The 5116-nt window shown below is 67.8% G+C and carries 5 protein-coding genes; all 5 read right to left on the bottom strand.

The window, feature by feature from the left end; genetic code table 11:
- On the bottom strand, window positions 1-1839 hold a 1839-nt coding region (locus K0M70_RS00790), incomplete at its 3' end, for a Gldg family protein (protein WP_290777991.1).
- 5 nt (window positions 1840-1844) lie between these two features.
- Window positions 1845-2579: an ABC transporter permease subunit gene (locus tag K0M70_RS00785; protein ID WP_290777988.1), complete on the bottom strand. Its 735-nt coding sequence runs from the start codon at window positions 2577-2579 to the stop codon at window positions 1845-1847.
- Window positions 2576-3505 carry an ABC transporter ATP-binding protein gene (locus tag K0M70_RS00780; RefSeq protein WP_290777984.1) on the bottom strand — a complete coding sequence of 310 codons (930 nt, stop codon included), beginning with the start codon at window positions 3503-3505 and terminating at the stop codon, window positions 2576-2578. The genes K0M70_RS00785 and K0M70_RS00780 overlap by 4 nt, the downstream gene beginning before the upstream one ends.
- Window positions 3506-3575: 70 nt before the next feature.
- Window positions 3576-4871, bottom strand: a complete 1296-nt coding sequence (locus tag K0M70_RS00775; RefSeq protein ID WP_290777981.1) for an SRPBCC family protein — start codon at window positions 4869-4871, stop codon at window positions 3576-3578.
- A gap of 137 nt (window positions 4872-5008) precedes the next feature.
- Window positions 5009-5116 (bottom strand): LuxR C-terminal-related transcriptional regulator (locus K0M70_RS00770; RefSeq protein WP_290777993.1); only part of this gene is annotated, 108 nt, incomplete at its 5' end.

Here is a 5116-nt window from a genome sequence, read left to right as displayed (position 1 = left end):
CTGCCAGCGACGCCAGGCCACCAGCAGCGCCACCAGCACCACCAGCAGCGGCATGCCCAAGATGTTGATCAGCTTCAGGCGTACACCCAGCGCATCGATGTCGGCGTTGAGGCGATGCTGCACTTCGCGCAGCTCCTTGCGCATGCGCAGCTTCTCGTCCTGGAAGCGGAGTATCTCGGCCTGCTGCTGCGGCGAAAGCGCCTGGGCCTGGCCGTTGGTTCCCGGCCGCTGCAGCAGGGCCAGCTGCGTTTCGAGTTCGTCCAGCTGCCCCTGCAGTCTCTGCTCGGTGCTGCGGTAGCGTTCTTCGGCGGCGCGGCGCAGGGCCGCCACGCGCTTGAACGGGCGCGCCGCCGTCGCCCGGGTCCGCACTGAAATCAGGTCGGCGTTGCCCACCAGGTTGTCCACCGCGTTGTAGACGAAATCACCGTTGCTGGCGAAGGCGTTGAACACCGGCTGCCCCATGAAGTCGTTCACCTGTACCCACAGCCGGTCGGTGAGCACGTCGGTGTCGGCCACCACCACGATGTTCACCGGTTCGACGCTTTGCGCCAGGTGTTTGTCGCCGCTTCGATCGGTGAAGGCGGACTTGAGCGGGCCGGTGAAGCGCGCCGCCAGGACGAACGGCTCGCCGCCGGGCTTGAAATCAACGCGCAGGCGGCCCGGGTCGGCCACGGCGTCGCGCACCTCGCTCACCAGCGCCATCGACGACGCGCCGGAGCTTTGCGCCAGGGCGCTCATGGCCAGCGTGGACTCGCGCGCAAGCCCCAGCGCGCCCACGCTCGACAGGTTCAGGGACTGCAGTTCGGCCGACACCACGTCGTCCTGGCTGAGCGCGTCCTTGGCCAGGCCCAGCACCGCCAGGTGCCGCACCGGCAGTCCGTTGGGATCGGGCTGCACCTGCAGCGCGTGCTTGTCGTCCAGCACCACGCGCGTGGCGTCGTATTGGATGCCCCAGGCCGTGAACAGCGCCGGCAGGTCGGAGCTGCGCGGGATGGCCAACGACAGCGGGTCGAGCGGATCCACCCCGCCCTGGTCGGCCTCGGAATCGGGGTCCACGAACACCAGCAGGCGGCCGCCGCGCATCACGAACTGGTCAATGGCATACAGCGTGTCGTCGGGCAGGCTGCGCGGGTGCACCAGCCACAGCAGGTCGACGTCGTCGGCGAAGCTGGTGGGGTTGCCCTGGAAGCGGCGCAGTTCGAACAGCTCGCTCACCTGCCGGTCCACCACCCAGCCCGGCGTGGTGCGCCCGGTCGGGTCGGTACTGGGGCCGGTCGGCAGGCCACTGACCAGGCCCACCACGGGCAGCGAGTCCACGCTGAGCGTGGACACCAGCTTGGCCACGTCGTACTCCAGGAACGCTTCCTTGTCGGGCTGGATGAACGGCATCACCGTTTCACCGTCGGTGCTGTTGATGCCCACCAACCCGAAATAAAGCTTGTCGCCGGTGCTGCCCAGCGGCACGGCCTGCAGGCCAAGCGCTGCCGCCTGGTCCTCGGCTTCGGAGAAAGGCTCCGGGTCGATCACCTCCAGCGTGACCTTGCCGTCCGAGCGCGCCGCGATTTCCTCCAGCAGCTCGCGCACGCGCGCGGCGAAGACGCGGAACTGCTGCAGGTCGCGGGTGGCGTGTTCGGAGTAATAAAGCTTGAGCCGGATCGGCTCGTCCACGCGCGCCAGCACGCTGCGTGTGCCGTCGGAAAGCGTGTACAGCTGCTTCTGCGTGAGGTCGACGCGGGCGCCGCGCAGCAGCACCGAAGAAAGCGCCACCAGCGCCACGAAGCCCAGCGCCAGAAGCGCCAGGGCCAGCAGGGGAATGTAACGTCGGTTGGGTCGGGTCATGGCGTTCAGTCGGCCTTTTTCAGGTCGATCACCAGCACCGTGGCGGCCAGCCAGGTGGCGATGCAGAGCAGGAAGAACACCACGTCGCGCAGGTCCAGCACGCCGCGGCTGATGGCCTGGAAATGGGTCAGGAAACTCAGCCCCGCGAATGCGTCCACCCAGGCCTGCGGCGCCCAGCCGCGCACCAGGTCCAACGCCAGCGGGAAGCCCGCCAGCAGCAGAAGCAGGCAGATCACCACGGTCAGGATGAAGGCCACCACCTGGCTGCGCGTGGCCGCCGACAGCGCGCCACCGATCGCCAGGAACGCCCCCGCCATCAGCCAGCTGCCCAGGTAGCTGGCCACGATGACGCCGTGGTCGGGGTCACCCAGCCACGCCACCGTGATCCACATGGGGAAGGTCAGTGCCAGCGCCAGGCCCAGGAAGGCCCACGCCGCCAGGAACTTGCCCAGCACCGCCTGCCACAGCGCCAGCGGCAGCGTCAGCAGCAGTTCCAGCGTGCCCGACTTGCGCTCCTCGGCCCACAGCCGCATGGCCACGGCCGGCGCCAGAAGCAGGTACAGCCAGGGATGGAAGCGGAAGAACGGCTGCAGGTCGGCCTGCCCCGCTTCGTAGAAGCCGCCCAGGTAAAACGTGAACGCTCCGGCCAGGGCCAGGAAAATCACCAGGAACACCACCGCCAGCGGCGTGGCGAAATAGCTGGTGAACTCGCGCTTGAACACCGAGTACACCGCCCTCATGGCTTCGCCTCCGCGGTGGTGATGCGGCGGAACACTTCGTCCAGCCGCCCGCGTTCGGTCTGAAGGCCGGTGAACACCACGCCGCGCTGGCGCAGACGCTCGGCTACCGCGTCAGCCACCACCGGCCTGCCCTGCGGGAAAACGTAAAGGCGGCCGTCTCCGGCGTCCTGGTGGAAGCCACTGACGCCCGGCATGCCGTCCAATGCGGCGCGGGCGGCGATGCTGTCGGAGGCCAGCAGCGACACCGCGCCCTGGAAGCGCGAACGCGCCAGCAGATCGGCCGGCGTGTTGTCGGCCAGCACCTTGCCGCGGGCCACGATCATCGCGCGGCTGCAGACCGCTTCCACTTCTTCCAGGATGTGGGTGGACAGCAGCACCGTGCGCTCGCGCGCCAGCTCGCGGATGAGCGTGCGCACCTCGTGCTTCTGGTTGGGGTCCAGGCCATCGGTCGGCTCGTCCAGTATCAGCGCGGGCGGATCGTGCAGGATGGCGGCGGCCAGGCCCACCCGGCGCTTGAAACCCTTGGAAAGCGTATCGATCGGCTGGTGCAGCACGTCTTCCAGCGAAAGCCGCTTGTAAACCGCCTGCAGGCGCTCACGGCGCCGATCACCGGCAAGCCCGCGCACGTCGGCGACAAAGCCCAGGAAACCCTCGGGGCTCATCTCGCCGTAGCCCGGCGCACCCTCGGGCAGGTAACCCAGCGACCGGCGCGCGGCCATGGGGTCGGACTGGACGTCGTGGCCACAAACGGTGGCGGTGCCGGAGGTGGGCGCCAGGAAGCCGGCGATCATCTTCATGGTGGTGGATTTGCCGGCGCCGTTGGGGCCGAGGAACCCCAGCACTTCACCGGGTTCAACCTTGAAGCTGATGCCATCCACCGCCAGCAGGCGGCCGTAGCGCTTGTGCAGGTCGTGTGCCTGGATCATCGGGTTCGAGTCTCGCTGTTACGGGCGCCAGAAATGACAGGGCGGGCACTTGGCCCGCCCTGCGTGTTGCTCAACCGGCGGCCGGGGTTTCCGGGGCCTCGGCGGGGGCCTCTTCGGCCTCCGCGCCTTCTTCTTCCGGCTCGGTCGGCAGCGGCGCAATGATCACGGGCTCCGCCATCTCGACGCCCGCAATGCGGACCGGCCAGTACACGCGGAACTCGGCCTCTTCCATCAGCATGTCCTTGATGGGATTGAGGTATTCCTCATACGGACGGTCCCAGGTCTCGGCGCCACGCACCATCGCCCAGGCCTTGGTCAGGTCGCGCACGCGCGGCAGGCCGGGCGACGGGCCGGTGTAGGTGGTGGTGGCGGCGCGCATGGCCGGCAGCTGGGCGTAAACCACCGGGCCTTCAACCGTCACGTCCAGCAGTTCGAGCGGCGCATTCGGGTCCACCGGTGCCACCGGTGCGACTTCGGCTTCGGCTTCGGCAACGGCCTCGCCTTCGGCGGCGGCATCGCCTTCGCCAGCTTCCGGGGTGTCCGATTCCACGGGCGCCGGGCCGGTGCCCTGGCGACGGATCGGCATCACGATGTCGAAGCCGTACGTGTCGGAGCTGAACTCGTTGGTGACGATGCGCATCGGGCCGGCGGGCTCGAGATCGCTCTTCTCCATGACCTGCTCGATCCACTTGAGCTGGTTGGTCATGGCCATCGCGATGTCGTCGTTGGCGCGCTTGGCCGCCGTGGTCACGACCAGGGCGTTGGTGGCCGGCAGGTCGACGAACGAGAAGCCGGGCTCATGCTGGCTGTAGTCGAAGCGCGGGATGGTGGCGAGCAGGTTGCTGACCTTGCCCAGGCCGGCCTTGATCTCGTCGCCGATGCCGCGGGTGACATACAGGCCGGCGTAGCGACCCAGCAGATCCCAACCGTAGTCCACCGTGTAACGCTGGGTGATCTTGACGTTCTGGTTACGCTGGCCGGTGCGCTCGAAGCGGAAGGTCATGAGCTTGTTGCCGCCGCGGGCTTCGTTTTCGACCGCGTAGACGATCTTCTCGCCCGGGACGTCTTCGATCAGCGTCCAGCTGCCGTTGCCGATGGAGGCGTCGTTGGACTTGAACTCCAGCTTGGCGCCGACGCCCTGCTCGGGGCCCGACGTCGTGAGCTGCACGCGGGGGTCCTTGTTGACCAGGGAATTCCAGTCGCGGAAGCGCGTGAAGCTGCCCACCAGGTCGTTCACGGTGGACATCGGACGGTTGGTCTCGGCCGACTCCGACACGGTGCGCGTAGATGGCAGGAACAGGCCAATCACCACGAACAGCGCGATGACGATCAGCAGCGAGACAATCCACTCAATAACTCGGGTCATTCTTGGGTTCTCCGGGACCAATCTTCGGCGGGTTGACGTGCCCGACGGCAATAATCGCAGAGGATATCAGGTCATGCCGCCGGCCGGCAGGGGTTCCGCGGAAACTTCCCGAAACCCGCGCCGCAGCTGGCGCGCGGCTATACCAGCTTGAGTTCGAAGGCCTTCAGGACGGCCCGCGTACGGTCACGTACGCCCAGCTTGGACAGGATGTTGGACACGTGGTTCTTCACCGTGCCCTCGGCCAC

Origin of the sequence: Arenimonas sp. (assembly GCF_019459675.1) — a bacterium.
Classification (GTDB): domain Bacteria; phylum Pseudomonadota; class Gammaproteobacteria; order Xanthomonadales; family Xanthomonadaceae; genus Arenimonas.
Note: the sequence above shows the minus strand (reverse complement) of the source record. Positions and strands in the feature narration are given on the sequence as shown.